This window comes from Leeuwenhoekiella aestuarii (assembly GCF_004104055.1).
In the GTDB taxonomy this organism is placed as follows: domain Bacteria; phylum Bacteroidota; class Bacteroidia; order Flavobacteriales; family Flavobacteriaceae; genus Leeuwenhoekiella; species Leeuwenhoekiella aestuarii.
The window spans coordinates 491,293-505,928 of record NZ_QOVJ01000002.1 but is presented as its reverse complement, the minus strand read 5'-3'; the positions used below and the strand labels follow the sequence as shown (position 1 = coordinate 505,928).

14 protein-coding genes are annotated in these 14,636 nt (G+C 36.7%); all 14 read left to right on the top strand.

Going from position 1 to position 14,636, the window contains the following annotated elements:
* Positions 1-15: 15 nt before the first annotated feature.
* The 14 genes from DSM03_RS08175 to DSM03_RS08110 all read left to right on the top strand — a co-directional run bounded on the left by DSM03_RS08175 (position 16) and on the right by DSM03_RS08110 (position 14,602).
* Entirely contained in the window at positions 16-351 is a 336-nt protein-coding gene (locus DSM03_RS08175) for an FtsB family cell division protein (RefSeq protein ID WP_420813127.1), read from the top strand.
* Positions 344-1,705: a methylmalonyl-CoA mutase subunit beta gene (locus tag DSM03_RS08170; protein WP_128760927.1), complete on the top strand. Its 1,362-nt coding sequence runs from the start codon at positions 344-346 to the stop codon at positions 1,703-1,705. The genes DSM03_RS08175 and DSM03_RS08170 overlap by 8 nt, the downstream gene beginning before the upstream one ends.
* Entirely contained in the window at positions 1,698-3,827 is a 2,130-nt protein-coding gene (gene scpA / locus DSM03_RS08165) for a methylmalonyl-CoA mutase (RefSeq protein WP_128760928.1), read from the top strand. The genes DSM03_RS08170 and scpA overlap by 8 nt, the downstream gene beginning before the upstream one ends.
* A gap of 100 nt (positions 3,828-3,927) precedes the next feature.
* Positions 3,928-6,159, top strand: coding sequence for a TlpA family protein disulfide reductase (locus DSM03_RS08160; protein WP_128760929.1), 2,232 nt, complete (start codon positions 3,928-3,930; stop codon positions 6,157-6,159).
* An 87-nt stretch (positions 6,160-6,246) separates the two neighbouring features.
* Positions 6,247-7,128 carry an SDR family oxidoreductase gene (locus DSM03_RS08155; RefSeq protein ID WP_128760930.1) on the top strand — a complete coding sequence of 294 codons (882 nt, stop codon included), beginning with the start codon at positions 6,247-6,249 and terminating at the stop codon, positions 7,126-7,128.
* A gap of 303 nt (positions 7,129-7,431) precedes the next feature.
* Positions 7,432-8,199, top strand: a complete 768-nt coding sequence (locus DSM03_RS08150; RefSeq protein ID WP_128760931.1) for a ParA family protein — start codon at positions 7,432-7,434, stop codon at positions 8,197-8,199.
* Positions 8,200-8,201: 2 nt separating this feature from the next.
* Entirely contained in the window at positions 8,202-9,107 is a 906-nt protein-coding gene (locus DSM03_RS08145) for a ParB/RepB/Spo0J family partition protein (RefSeq protein WP_128760932.1), read from the top strand.
* On the top strand, positions 9,097-9,687 hold the full coding sequence (locus DSM03_RS08140) for a DUF5683 domain-containing protein (RefSeq protein WP_128760933.1): 591 nt from the start codon (positions 9,097-9,099) through the stop codon (positions 9,685-9,687). The genes DSM03_RS08145 and DSM03_RS08140 overlap by 11 nt, the downstream gene beginning before the upstream one ends.
* 3 nt (positions 9,688-9,690) lie before the next feature.
* A complete protein-coding gene (dapB, locus tag DSM03_RS08135) occupies positions 9,691-10,389 on the top strand; it encodes a 4-hydroxy-tetrahydrodipicolinate reductase (protein ID WP_128760934.1) in 699 nt (232 codons plus the stop codon).
* Between the two features lie 85 nt (positions 10,390-10,474).
* Positions 10,475-12,046 carry a signal peptidase I gene (lepB, locus tag DSM03_RS08130; protein ID WP_128760935.1) on the top strand — a complete coding sequence of 524 codons (1,572 nt, stop codon included), beginning with the start codon at positions 10,475-10,477 and terminating at the stop codon, positions 12,044-12,046.
* Between the two features lie 131 nt (positions 12,047-12,177).
* On the top strand, positions 12,178-12,627 hold the full coding sequence (locus DSM03_RS08125) for an FKBP-type peptidyl-prolyl cis-trans isomerase (RefSeq protein ID WP_128760936.1): 450 nt from the start codon (positions 12,178-12,180) through the stop codon (positions 12,625-12,627).
* A gap of 162 nt (positions 12,628-12,789) precedes the next feature.
* Positions 12,790-13,629 (top strand): OmpA/MotB family protein, encoded by an 840-nt coding sequence (locus DSM03_RS08120; RefSeq protein ID WP_128760937.1) that lies wholly within the window; start codon positions 12,790-12,792, stop codon positions 13,627-13,629.
* 153 nt (positions 13,630-13,782) lie between these two features.
* Positions 13,783-14,226 carry a hypothetical protein gene (locus tag DSM03_RS08115; RefSeq protein ID WP_128760938.1) on the top strand — a complete coding sequence of 148 codons (444 nt, stop codon included), beginning with the start codon at positions 13,783-13,785 and terminating at the stop codon, positions 14,224-14,226.
* A 1-nt stretch (position 14,227) separates the two neighbouring features.
* A complete protein-coding gene (locus DSM03_RS08110; RefSeq protein WP_128760939.1) occupies positions 14,228-14,602 on the top strand; it encodes a hypothetical protein in 375 nt (124 codons plus the stop codon).
* Positions 14,603-14,636: the final 34 nt, after the last annotated feature.

Here is a 14,636-nt window from a genome sequence, read left to right as displayed (position 1 = left end):
CTTAACACCTTTCTTGTGTCTGTATTAAAAAAACTCCGTCAGAAAAAGTGGTTTCGTATTTTGGGAAATAAATACGTGCTTATTTTGGTGATTTTCACAGTTTGGATGGTGTTTTTTGATACCAACTCGTGGTTCATTCACAAAGAACTTAACGATGAGATCGATAAGTTAAAAGGAAATCGTGCATATTTTAAACAAGAAATTAGATCTGACCGAAATCAGATCAATAAGCTTAAAGATTCTGAAGAACTGGAGCGCTTTGCGCGTGAAGAGTATTTGATGAAAAAAGAAAATGAAGAAATTTTTATCATTGAATTTGAAGACAGCTTAAAAACAGATAAAGATGGGTAAACATTTATTTTCTGAATTTCAACCGGTTTCTGCCAAAGCTTTTAAGCAAAAGATACAATACGATCTTGATGGCCTGGACTATAATAAAACACTCGTCTGGAATGCTCCCGAAGGAATACATATAAAACCCTTTTATCACAGCGAAGACACTACTCCACTCCCCATTCCCGGTCACCCACAAAACTGGAATATCGTTGAAGAGATTTTTATTCTAGATCCAAAGGTTTCTGCAAAAACGGCTACACTTGCGCTTTCTAAAGGTGCAGAATCCCTGCTTTTTAAAGCGGATGAGAAATTTAATGTAGATGAATTGGTTGATAATCTACCACAGCAAGAGTTGACGATCTATTTCAGTTTTAGTTTTTTGGATGCTGATTTCTTGACCGAATTGAGCCTAAAACTGAAAGCTAAAAATCACGTAGCTTTTTTAAATACAGATATTGTAGGCAATCTGGCACTGTCAGGAAACTGGTTTTCTAACCAGAAAAATGATTTTCAAAGTTTGGAAAAGGTTTTTTTAAACGCTGAAAACGATAACGTTATAGGTGTTGATTTAACAGGCTATCACAATGCTGGCGCAAACATGGTTCAGCAATTGGCTTATACGTTGGCACACGTCAATGAATATTTCAACCAGTATGGAGATGCTTTAAAAACCCAGACCATCACGTTTAAGATTGCTACAGGTTCTAATTATTTCTTTGAAATTGCAAAATTAAGAGCACTTCGGTTGGTTTTTGCAACGCTTGCAGAGGCATATAATTTGCCACATTCTTGCCACATTCTTGCTGTTTCCGCTTTGCGGAATAAAACCCTTTACGATTACAATACAAACCTTTTACGCACCACAACAGAAGCTATGAGTGCCATACTGGGTGGGGCTGATAGCTTTTGTAATCTGGCCTATGATGCGATTTACCATAGGACCAACAAATTTGGTCAACGAATTGCCCGAAACCAATTGCTTATTTTAAAGCACGAGAGCTATTTTGATCAAGTGGCTAATCCTGCAGATGGGGCGTATTATATTGAAGAATTAACGCAGCAATTCTCAGAGAAAGCAATCAGCCTTTTTAAAGAGATTGAAGCAGGCGGTGGTTTTATAACGCAACTTATAGACGGGAAAATTCAGAAGAAAATTAAAGAATCAGCTGTTAAAGAACAAGAGGCTTTTGATTCTGGAGAAAGGACTGTAATAGGCAGCAATGTATTTCAGAACACCGAAGATCAAATGAAAAATGAGCTTGAGATTTTTCCATTTCTGAAAATAAACCCGCGTAAAACTTTAATAGAACCTGTTATTCCAAAACGCCTGACAGAAGCATTAGAACAAAAACGATTAGAAGATGAGTAGAAAAAACCTGCAACATCTTAGCCTTAAAAAATCTACCAACAAAAAATCGGTTGATACATCTGTGGCGAGTACTGCAGAAGAAATTCTCATTAAAAAGGAATATTCTGAAGCTGATCTGGAAGAAGTTGAACACCTGGATTTTGCAGCAGGAATTCCTCCCTATTTACGTGGGCCTTACAGCACCATGTATGTGCGCAAACCGTGGACCATAAGACAATATGCCGGTTTTTCTACCGCTGAAGAAAGTAATGCATTTTACAGACGTAATCTTAAAGCGGGTCAGAAAGGACTTTCTGTTGCTTTTGACCTGGCTACGCATCGCGGATATGATAGTGATCACGAGCGTGTAGAAGGAGATGTGGGGAAAGCCGGTGTGGCTATCGATTCGGTTGAAGATATGAAACTGTTATTTGACCAGATTCCGCTAGATAAAATGAGCGTTTCGATGACGATGAATGGAGCTGTACTGCCCATTATGGCATTTTACATTGTCGCTGCAGAAGAGCAAGGCATAAAACCTGAGCAACTGCAAGGCACGATTCAGAATGATATTTTGAAGGAATTTATGGTGAGAAATACTTATATCTATCCGCCAAGTCCTTCTATGCGTATCATTTCAGATATTTTTGAATTTACAGCTAAGCAAATGCCTAAGTTCAATTCGATCTCAATTTCAGGTTACCATATGCAAGAAGCGGGTGCGACTTGTGATATTGAATTGGCTTATACGCTTGCAGGCGGTTTAGAATATTTGCGCACCGGTATCAATGCAGGAATGGATGTAGATAAATTTGCACCACGTCTTTCTTTTTTCTGGGGAATTGGGATGAATCACTTTATGGAAATTGCAAAAATGCGTGCTGCTCGTATGCTTTGGGCAAAGATCGTAAAGCAATTCAACCCTAAAAATCAAAAATCGCTTTCCCTGCGTACTCACTGTCAAACCAGCGGTTGGTCACTTACAGAACAAGATCCGTTCAATAATGTTGCGCGTACAACAATTGAAGCTGCAGCGGCTGTTTTTGGCGGGACTCAAAGTTTACACACCAATGCCCTGGACGAGGCTATTGCCTTACCTACTGATTTTTCAGCACGAATTGCACGTAATACCCAACTTTATTTACAAAAAGAAACCGAAATCACACGCACAGTTGATCCTTGGGCAGGTAGTTTTTATGTGGAACGTTTGACCCATGAAATTGCTAAAAAAGCCTGGAAGCATATTGAAGAGATTGAAGAGTTGGGCGGTATGACTAAAGCCATTGAAAAAGGAATCCCAAAACTACGTATTGAAGAAGCTGCTGCTCGTAAACAGGCCCGTATAGATAGTGGTAATGATTTGATTATTGGCGTTAATAAATATCAGTTAGACCAAGAAGACGATCTCGTTACACTTGAGGTAGATAATGATGCAGTACGTGCGTCTCAATTGCAACGACTTGAAAATTTAAAAGCCAATCGCAATGCTGAGGGAGTTGCAAAAACTTTAACTGATTTAACCGAATGTGCAAAAACAGGAACCGGTAATTTGCTAACTTTAGCTGTAACTGCTGCTCGAGAAAGAGCTACTCTGGGAGAAATATCAGATGCTCTTGAAAAAGCTTTTGGCAGACACAAAGCCCAAATAAAATCATTTAGTGGTGTGTACAGTAAAGAAATAAAAACAGATCCCGCTTTTGCTAAAGCCCAACAACTCGCAGATCGTTTTGCCAAACTCGAGGGGCGACGTCCCCGTATTATGATTGCTAAAATGGGACAGGATGGCCACGACCGAGGAGCTAAAGTTGTAGCGACCGGTTATGCTGACGTTGGCTTTGATGTAGATATTGGTCCGTTGTTTCAAACGCCCAAGGAAGTCGCAAAGCAAGCTGTAGAAAATGACGTTCATATATTGGGAATATCATCTTTAGCTGGTGGACATAAAACACTCGTTCCACAAGTTATTCAAGAATTAAAAGCACTCGAACGCGAGGATATTATGGTTATTGTAGGTGGTGTCGTTCCGCGTAAAGATTATCAGTTTTTATTTGAAGCCGGAGCAGTTGCCGTTTTTGGCCCCGGATCAAAAATCAGTGAGGCTGCAATTTCTATTTTAGAGATTTTACTGCAGACATTTGAATAGATTTTTATTTTAAATGTTATAAATACATATATTATGCTGTGAATTAAGATTCTATAAAGCAGAAATTTTCTAATTTTCTATTTTAACAAATTCATCAATCATGAAAATTAGTATTCACAGCTTAACCTTCTTCGTTTTTTTATTCGTTTCCAACTTTTGTAATGGTCAGGAAAAGGTGAGGGTTATTGAAAATCCCGATTATGAAGTAACCACCAGTGGAATCACGTACATCCAGCGTATAGAAACCACTCCTGAAGAAACCCGCGTCACCATCCATTCCAAATTTATTCCAGGATGGTGGGTCAATTTCACAAAAGACATCTATTTGCGGGATGCGGCTACGGATAAAAAATACATGATCAAAGAGGTGATAGATGCCAAATTTGATGAAAAACTGTGGACACCCGATTCTGGAGAACAATTCAACGAGCTCATTTTTGAACCGCTCCCCGCTTCTACTCAAACGATTGATTACGTAGATGCTTCCAATACTATCTTTGGGGTTTCACTTACTAAAAGCAGTTCTGAAACTACAAAAGAAGTACCATCAGATGTGATGAACTGGATTCAGGATGAAATAGCACAATCAGATCCAGCATTGAAGCGTTTTGATTCGGACAATTTTTTCAATAGAAAAATGGCGCGTATTGTGGGTTATATTAAAGGCTACGATCCCAGACTGGGTTTTGAAACCGGAATGATCTATATCGGCAATGAACTAACCCGGGAAGAATATCCTACAGTTGTAGAAATTGCACCTGATGGACGATTTGAAGCCGAAATACCGTTGATACATCCCGTAGAAACCTATATGGTCATTAATGAGAAAGGTTTTACCTATTATCTTGAACCCGGAACTACTCTGGGCCTTATTCTGGATTGGGGAGATTTTTTGCTTGCAGACCGTTATCGCAACCGCCGTTACGAATTTGAAAATATTGAATATCAAGGGCCGCTAGCTAAAATGAATCGGGAATTAAATGCATTTTCTCCCCTACGTCCTGATTACCGAGAAGAATTTCAAAAATGGGTAGGCACTCTTGCTCCTCTAGATTTTCAATCTAAAATCTTTAATCTATATACTCAAAATGAAGACAAACTAAACATATTCTTATCTGAAAATAGCATCTCCAAAAAAGCGAAGGATTTTCACCGAGCCAATATTAAGCTAATCGCCAGTACCTATATGTTTAATTACATACATCGCAGGGATTATTTGAAAAGGAAAGATACTACCCATGCCATTCTTCAACTTGAAGTGCCTGATTCCTATTATGAGAGCATGCAGACCTTATTACCAGTAAATCAAACTGCTGCTTTGGCTACTAATCAATATAGTACTCTAATAAACCGTCTCGAGTATACCAATGTATTTAGCAAAGTAGAACACGATTCACAACTTTCAAGATTTCGGGAACCAGAAAGAACGATACTGGAATATTTTGAAGAAGAAGGTATTGCTTTAGAAGAAAAGTATAAAAATTTTTTAAAACCAAATGACAAAAAATCGAAGCTTGATTCGTTGGAGCGAATAAAGTTGGCAAAAGAATTCAATGAAAAATATAAGACAGAATCGCAAGCATATTTTAAAAAATATGTAGAAGCCCCGCCCGAGGACAAAGCGCAAGTGGTATTGGATAAATGGAAGCAAAAAGACAGTTTGCTGGTCCATTTCTTTGGTGTTGAAAAAGATCTGGCCAGTGACATTATTAAAGTGCGCAGTCTTAAATTTTTCTTTGATTTTTGGGGAAAAGAAACTTCAGAGCTGGTCTGGGCAAGTCTTAAAGAAAATATAGGTAACCCGTTTTTAAAAGCTGAAGGACAACGGATTTATGAACAAACGTATCCTCAAGTATCAGATAATGAAATGATTGTAGATGCAGACATTCCTACAGCCGAAACTTTTAAAGAAAATACTCTTATTCTTCCTGAAGGGAAAGGCACTACTGCCTTCCGTAACATCACTGACCCATTTAAGGATAAAATTCTCTTTATTGATTTTTGGGCAACGTGGTGCGGTCCCTGCATAGGTACTATTGAAAGAATGAAGGAAACACGTAAAAAATATAAAGACAACCCTAATTTTGAGTTTATTTTTATTACAGATGAAAGTAGTACATCTCCTAAATATGAGGATTTTATCAAAGAACAAGAACTGGAAAACGTGTATCGAGTAGATCAGAGTACCTATCAGCGCTTTAGAGATTTGTTCAGTTTTAATGGGATTCCTCAATACATTGTTTTAGACAAAGCTGGTAACGTGGTTGATGCTGATTTTCAAATGCATGCATTTGATTTGGAGTTACCGAAAATCCTAGGGAAGTATAAGTAACTTAGAAAAATTGTAATTAGTAGATTAAATCGTGTGTTGAAAAATGTACTTTTAAAAAAAAAGTGATACGAATTACAAGAAACGAAAATGAATTATACCCATAAAATGCTACGCGATGATGCGCTAAAAGGAAAAACTATTGTTGTCACCGGCGGCGGAAGCGGTCTGGGAAAATCAATGACCAAATACTTTCTCGAACTGGGTGCTAACGTGGTAATCACTTCACGAAATTTAGATAAACTAAAAAATACTGCTCAGGAACTTGAGGAAGATACCGGAGGCAACTGTTTTGCCGTTCAATGCGATGTACGCCATTACGAACAGGTCGAGTCCATGAGAGATTCGATTGTTGAGAAATACGGCAGTATTGATGTTTTACTCAATAATGCCGCAGGTAATTTCATTTCACCAACCGAACGACTTTCGGCAAATGCTTTTGATGTGGTGATTGATATTGTTTTAAAAGGTAGTAAAAACTGTACGCTTGCTTTTGGTAAACACTGGATTGATAAAGGTGAAAAAAACAAAACTATTTTAAACATCGTAACGACCTATGCCTGGACAGGTTCTGCCTATGTAGTGCCCAGTGCAACGGCAAAAGCCGGCGTGCTGGCGATGACGCGCTCGCTGGCTGTTGAATGGGCTAAATACGGGATACGCTCTAATGCGATCGCCCCCGGCCCCTTCCCTACTAAAGGTGCCTGGGAACGTTTACTTCCGGGAGATTTGGCAGAGAAATTTGATCTTTCCAAAAAAGTGCCGCTACGTCGCGTGGGCGATCATCAGGAACTGGCTAATTTGGCGGCATATCTGGTTTCAGACTTTTCAGCTTATGTTAACGGCGAAGTAGTCACGATTGATGGTGGAGAATGGCTAGAAGGTGCAGGACAATTCAATCTTCTTAAAGACATTCCTGAAGAATTATGGGACCAGCTGGAAGCTATGGTTAAGGCTAAACGTAGTAAGTAAGGTTAATTTTTCTAGAAAGTTATTCGTGTATAAGTACTTGAATTTATAAAACACGATTTACTGAAGATTGATATCTCCTATAGACTAAACTTTTTTGTAATTAACGTAAAATAATCATTCACGAAAAAAACGATATTTATAGCTATATAAAATATTTTATACCAAAATATCGCTTATAACTAAGCATAAACTTTTAGAATATCACAGTATAAGTTACATAGAGCATTAAAAACCTGTTAACAAAAAGCATTTCATTTGCGGGTTATAAATTGTATTTTCGCACAACAATTCAGTCAAAAATTTATGGGTAAAATAATAGCAATTGCTAATCAAAAAGGAGGAGTTGGTAAAACTACAACCTCTGTAAACCTTGCTGCCTCTTTAGGCGTTTTAGAGAAAAAAGTACTTCTTATTGATGCAGACCCACAGGCTAACGCCACATCTGGACTTGGTATTGATGTAGAAACTGTTGAACTGGGTACCTATCAATTATTAGAACATTCGAGCAAAGCGGAAGAAACTATTATCAAAACAGATTCGCCAAATCTGGATTTGATTCCGGCACATATTGACCTGGTTGCTATTGAGATTGAACTCGTAGATATGGAGCAACGCGAGTATATGATGGCAAAAGCAATACGACATCTTAAAGATTCTTATGATTATATTCTTATAGACTGTGCACCATCACTAGGCTTATTAACGCTTAATGCGTTAACAGCTTCAGACTCTGTAATTATACCCATACAGTGTGAATATTTTGCATTAGAAGGTTTAGGAAAACTTCTAAACACAATAAAAAGTGTACAAAAAATCCATAATCAAATTTTAGATATAGAAGGCCTATTGTTAACTATGTTTGATTCTCGTTTACGCCTTTCTAATCAGGTGGTTGATGAGGTTCAGAAGCATTTTAACGAGATGGTTTTTGAAACTATAATACAACGTAACGTGCGCTTGAGCGAAGCGCCAAGTTATGGTGAAAGCATAATTAATTACGATGCCGGCAGTAAAGGTGCTGCAAATTACTTAAGTTTAGCACAGGAGATAATCACAAAAAATGACGCATAACGATGGCTAAAGCAGTAAGAAAACAAGCCTTAGGACGCGGTCTTTCTGCATTATTGAAAGACCCCGATAATGACATTAAAACTGCCGAAGATAAAGGTGCAGACAAGGTAGTGGGCAATATTGTTGAACTAGAACTTAACAATATAGAAGTCAACCCTTTTCAGCCACGAAGTAGTTTTAACGAAGATGCTTTAAAAGAATTAGCTTCATCAATACGCGAATTAGGGGTTATACAACCTATTACAGTACGTAAAATCGATTTTGATAAATATCAGTTAGTTTCCGGAGAAAGACGTTTTAGAGCTTCTAAACTCGTTGGCCTTGAAACCATACCTGCATACATACGTATTGCAAATGATCAAGAGTCATTAGAGATGGCTCTTGTTGAGAATATTCAACGGGAAGATCTTGATCCTATTGAAATTGCACTTTCCTACGAACGTTTAATTGAAGAAATAAATCTTACTCAAGAACAAATGAGTGAGCGCGTAGGTAAGAACAGATCTACAATCGCAAATTATCTGAGATTATTAAAACTAGATCCTATTATTCAGACCGGTATGCGTGACGGTTTTTTATCTATGGGACACGGTAGAGCTTTAATCAATATCGATAGCACTTCTGATCAATTAGATATTTATGAAAAGATATTAGAAAACTCTTTATCTGTACGTGCTACCGAAGCCCTAGTAAAAAGCTATAAAGAAGGTAAAAGTGTTAGTAAATCTACACCTGCAAAAAGTAAAACTCCAGAATATATTGAGAATGCAAAAAAGGAGTTTTCCTCATATTTTGGTGCTAAAGTAGATGTGAAAGTTGCTAACAAAGGCAATGGAAAATTAATTATTCCGTTTTCATCAGAAGAAGACTTTAAGCGACTTAAAAAACTAATTTCTGGTGCCAAATAAATTCCTGCTACTTTCATTTCTATTTCTATATTCGTTAAGCTATGCTCAGGAAACCGAGCCAGTTGCTCCTAAAATAGAAGCTGAAGAAATAGACGAAGCTTTTAAAGAATACGAACCTTTAAAACCTGCAAGAGCAGCTTTTTACTCTGCCATTTTACCGGGGCTAGGTCAAGCGTACAATAAAGATTACTGGAAAATGCCTCTCGTATATGGTGCTATAGGTACAGGAGTGGGTATTGCTGTTTACAATCACGACCTTTTTCAAAAATATCGTACGGCTTATAAAGATCGTATAGCTGGTAGAATTGATGAGTTTACAATTATAGCTGATGATGGCTCTATAACTCAAACTTTTACAGAAGATCAGTTAATCCGTGCTCAGGATTTTTACAGAAGAAATAAAGAACTTTCAATATTAATTACCGCAGGAATTTATGTTTTGCAGATTATAGAAGCAAACGTAGACGCCCACCTTTCTCAATATGAGGTTGAAGACCGTTTGAGCTTTTCTCCTTTTATGGAGCGCAACACATTTGATTACAACAACACCTTTGGTATGCGGTTAACTTATACTTTTTAGATTATGAAAATTGCCCTTCTTGGTTATGGCCGCATGGGAAAAACCATAGAAAAACTAGCTACAGAACGTGGTCATACAGTTGTTAAGACTATTGATCAAAATGATGACTATGATTTTAACGAGGCAGATGTTGCGATAGACTTTAGTGTCCCAGACGCAGCAGTAAATAATATTTCTGCTTGTTTAAAAGCTGGTGTCCCGGTAGTTTCTGGAACTACAGGTTGGTTAGCTAAGTATGAAGATATGGTTTCGCTATGCAAAAAAAACAATGGAGCATTTATATATGCATCTAACTTTAGTGTTGGGGTCAATATCTTTTTTGAACTGAATAAACAGCTTGCTAAAATGATGCAACATCTTAAAGATTATAACGTATCTATGACTGAAGTGCATCACATTCACAAACTAGATGCACCCAGTGGCACCGCTATAACGTTGGCTGAAGGAATCTTAGATCACTCTCACAATACAGACTGGGTTCTTGATAAAGAAGAAACTGATAAAATCACCATTAAAGCTGAACGTGAAGGTGAAGTTCCCGGTACACACACAATAAAATATGAGAGTCAGGTTGATGAAATAACCATTGAGCATAAAGCTCACAATCGCAACGGATTTGCATTAGGAGCGATTATAGCTGCTGAATGGTTAAGAGACAAAACCGGCGTTTACAGCATGAAAGATGTTTTAAATTTATCGTAACAAAATTTAAAAATTTTAACCAATACAACATTAAACCGCAATCGTTTCTGATACCAAAGAGACTTGCATATAAACAAAGAGACCGATGACACTAATGCAATGGTTTATATTTTTTCTGGCATTACAGGTAATTCATTTTTTAGGCACCTGGAAGCTTTATAAAAAAGCTGGAAGACAAGCCTGGGAAGCTTTAGTCCCCATATACAATGCCGTAATTTTAATGAAAATAATAGGTCGCCCGTGGTGGTGGACGATTTTACTGTTTATACCCATTGTCAATCTAATTATGTTTCCGGTTATTTGGGTAGAAACGGCGCGTAGTTTTGGTAAGAACACTACCACAGATACAGTTCTGGTTATTGTAACATTAGGATTTTACCTGTATTATTTAAATTATGTAGCGCATGTAACTTATAAAACCGAACGTTCTTTGGTTCCTAAAAGTGCTTCTGGAGAATGGGTGAGCTCTATTCTATTTGCAGTTGTTGCTGCTACCATCGTGCACACGTATGTGATGCAGCCTTTTACAATACCTACGGGCTCATTAGAGCGCACACTACTTATAGGAGATTTTCTTTTTGTAAGTAAATTTCATTATGGAGCTCGTACACCTATGACAACGGTAAGTTTTCCTATGGTTCATGATACGATTCCCGGCATTGGAGTTAAATCGTATTTAGATAAGCCACAACTCCCCTACTTTAGACTCCCGGGTTTTCAGGATGTTAAGCGTAGCGATATTGTGGTTTTTAGTTGGCCGGTAGATACAGTTAACCGGTTTTATGGTATGGATGATGGTAAGTATTACCACAAGCCCATTGATAAAAAATCCAATTACGTTAAACGCGCTGTGGGATTACCGGGTGATAGTTTAAAAGTTGTTGATGGTAAAGTATTCGTAAATAATGAACCTCTCGAATTACCAGATCGTGCTCAACTGCAATACAGCTATCAAGGTACTTCTAAAGGTGGCGGATTTAACGCAAAAAACCTATACGATCAATATAAAATTACAAATCTGCGATTCTATAATGCTACTCAGTTTGCTACCCAAGCGATAACCGATGAGAATGCAGAGCGCTTTAAAAATCATCCTAATGTTGCTTCTTTAGAAAAATTGATTGCCACTCCAGATCAAAAAGATCCTTCAATTTTTCCTAAAGGAAATGCGAGCTTAGGAAATCGTGATCAGATCGCTTCAGTATATATTCCAAAAAAAGGAGCTACCACCCCTATTTCAACTGAAAATTTACCGCTTTACAAGCGCTTGATTGAGATCTATGAAGGGGAAGAAATGGGTGAGCCACGAGAAATTAGCGTAAATGGAAATCAGGTTCTCTTGAATGGTGAGCCACTTTCTGAATATACTTTTAAACAAGATTACTATTGGATGATGGGTGATAATCGTCATAATAGTGAAGACAGCCGTTTTTGGGGTTTTGTACCAGAAAATCATATTGTGGGTAAACCGGTCTTTATCTGGTTTAGCTGGGATAGTAATGGTAAAGGCATTCTGGAAAAAATACGTTGGGAACGCTTGTTTACCACTGTAGGGGGTAACGGAAAACCAGTTTCCTATTTCTTATACTTTATAATCGCTTTAGTAGGTTATTTTGTTATTTCAAAAGTCATTAAAAACAAGAAGGCTAAATCCTAATTATTAAGTAAACAATACTAAAAAGCATCAATTCCTCAGGTTTTGATGCTTTTCGTTTTTGATGTCTTAAAAATTTGGATTTTAACATAATTAGCTAGGTATTATTCGACCTGTTTTTTAGCTTGTCACCTATGGAAACACAGGAAAAAAATACACGTACAGTTAAAAATAACGATACGGTGCAGGTACACTACACCGGTAAATTAACCAATGGTCAGATCTTTGACAGCTCTGTAGATAAGGAGCCTTTAGAATTTCAATTAGGTCAGGGACAAATCATTCCAGGATTTGAAAACGGACTTATTGATATGAAGGTTACTGAGAAAAAAACAGTAACTATTCCTGAAAGTGAAGCTTATGGAGAAGTAAGAAAAGATCTTTTTCAAGAGGTACCTAAAGCTGAATTGCCACCAGAAATAGATCCTCAGGTAGGCATGGGTCTTGTGGCTAAAAATCCTGACGGTAGTGAGCGTCAACTTCGTGTAGCAGAAGTACGTAACGAGAGTATCGTTATCGATGCAAATCACCCATTAGCTGGTCAGGATCTAGTTTTTGATCTTGAAGTGGTTGCTATAAAATAAGAAACTGAATTATTTATATAAAGTCCGTAAGCCTAGTGTTTACGGACTTTTTTTATGCCTAATTCTAAAACATACAACCTGTATTAACAAAATTATAGGATTCTCAAAAAAATAAATTGAAATAACACCTGTTATAAGTGTCTAACTAAATTTATGAATATAATGAGAACAATTAATACTGTTGCCCTATTAGGAGCGACCATACTTACCGTATCATGTGTGTCAAAAAAGAAATACACAGAACTTGAAACCAAATACGATGATACTCGGGTTTCGCTCACTAAAACACAAGTAGAAAAAGAAAAATTAGAAGCGAAATACAGCGCTATTGAAAATCGTGTTGCAGACTACAACAGTAAAATAAATTCATTAAGAGATGACAATTATCAAAAATTAGATCTTGTAGAAAATCTTGCTGTAATGTCTGAAAGTACCAAAGACAAAATGCGCGCTACTTTAAAAAATGCAGATCAGAATCAATTATCACAAGCTAAAAGCTTAGAAGATTCTATGAATCTTGCAATATCTTATAATTTGAAGAAAAATCTGGATGCCAGTGTATCTTCAGATGATGATATTCAAGTTGATATTGATGAGACTGTTGTAATGATTAATGTTTCAGATAAATTATTATTTAATAGCGGAAGCTACAGGGTCAGTAATAAGGCTGATAATTTATTAATGCGTCTTGCTGATGTTATAAATTCTGAACCGGCTATAGAAGTAATGGTTGAAGGTCATACAGATGATCAAACTGTAAAACCCGGAGCGTATATCATAGATAACTGGGAACTTAGTGTTGAACGTTCTACCGCTATTATTAGAGAACTACAAGACAAATACGGTGTTGATCCTAAAAAATTAATTGCTGCAGGACGTAGTAGTTATTTACCATTAGTTGATAATGCTACTAAAGAAGACCGAGCAAAAAATAGACGTACACGCATCGTAATTTTACCTAATCTTGATAAGTTTTTATCACTTGTAGGTAGTACAAACTAAGAGTACATTTTCTTTCTACTTGTAAAAAGCCGCCAATGTGCGGCTTTTTTTGTTTAGTAAAACGAATAAGTAAACATCCAGATTTTTAAGCTGTGTCTTAATGCCTAACTTTAAGATAGACGCCCTACCTCTATTAATCATAAAGTTTGAAATATGAAAGTGAAAGATACCTACCTAAGTAGTCTTATAAGAGAAGAACACGAATTTGATTTTGGAGTATTCTATTTCTTTGATGACTATATAATATCAGAAATAAATGAAGGCGAAATCTTTGAGTGGGATAAAGCTTGTGAAGTGATTATAGCTTGCAAAAAATTCTACAACAAGCATCAAAAAATAAACTATATATCAAATCGAATCAACGATTATTCTATAAAGCCTCAAGATTGGCTTACGTACTTAAATCAATATGATCTTTTAAATATATTTGCAGTTGTTATTCATCGCAAAACAGCAATACACAATCTAATTATGGAACGTCTTTTTTATAAAGGCGAGATATTTTCTTTTGAAAGTTTACTTGAAGCAGTTAATTTTATTCGTGAACAAGAAGACCTTGTTCATGTTACAGACTTCAAGAAACTAAAAGAAAAATAATATGGTTATACTCTTTGAACTTGCACTTATATGCGCAGGTATTTTACTAGGGATTACTACGCTTGATAAATGGGATGGCAGCACACAGATTTTTACAAAAGCTGCAAACACACTAAAACCTTTTGCAGCCGTCATAGGCGGAATATGCTTACTTATAGGTTTTTGGTTCTTATTCAGACCCTTCTGTACGTTTAGAGATATAATAGGTATTCTGGCAGGATTATCACTGCTAGGTGGTTCGTTTGAAAACAGCCAATCTCTTCAAGACTTCTTTAATAAATCTGCTGCATTTCTAAATCCATATAAAGTAATTATAGGAATCATCGCTTTAATTCTGGGTATCTTGGGACTTTTAAATATTGCTTTTATTTGCTAAAAGTAAATGATATTATGCTCAATTATAGTTCTAC